Below are 451 nucleotides of genomic sequence, written 5' to 3'. Positions count from 1 at the left end.
GATTGTGCACGCCTGGTATCCCAACAGCATGACTTTATCGCAGCAGCTGAGCCATTTTTTCCAGCAGCTGTGGCACTTTCTCAGCGACAGTTCTGGCGCCAGTCAGAGCGAAGGCGGCGTGTTTCCGGCGATCTTCGGCACCATTTTAATGGTRTTGATGATGTCGATCGTGGTGATGCCGCTCGGCGTGGTGGCGGCGATCTGGCTGCATGAATATGCCGGAAAAAACCTGATCACCCAGCTGGTGCGCATTGCGGTGGTCAATCTGGCGGGCGTGCCATCGATCGTTTACGGTGTGTTTGGCCTCGGTTTTTTTGTCTGGCTGGTGGGCGGCACGCTGGATCAGCTCTTCTTTGCGCACAATTTACCGAACCCGACGTTTGGCACGCCGGGCCTGCTTTGGGCGTCGTTAACGCTGGCGCTGCTGACCTTGCCGGTGGTGATTGTGGCC

At 57.6% G+C, this 451-nt stretch carries 1 pseudogene; it reads left to right on the top strand.

From position 1 onward, the window contains the following. Window positions 1–28 precede the first annotated feature (28 nt). Window positions 29–451, top strand: a pseudogene (locus AB4039_RS42475) (hypothetical protein); the annotation flags it as partial.

This window comes from Streptomyces sp. M-16, from assembly GCF_052114405.1.
GTDB lineage: Bacteria > Actinomycetota > Actinomycetes > Streptomycetales > Streptomycetaceae > Streptomyces.
The sequence above is the reverse complement of the archived record's forward strand: the minus strand, read 5'-3'. Positions and strand labels throughout refer to the sequence as shown.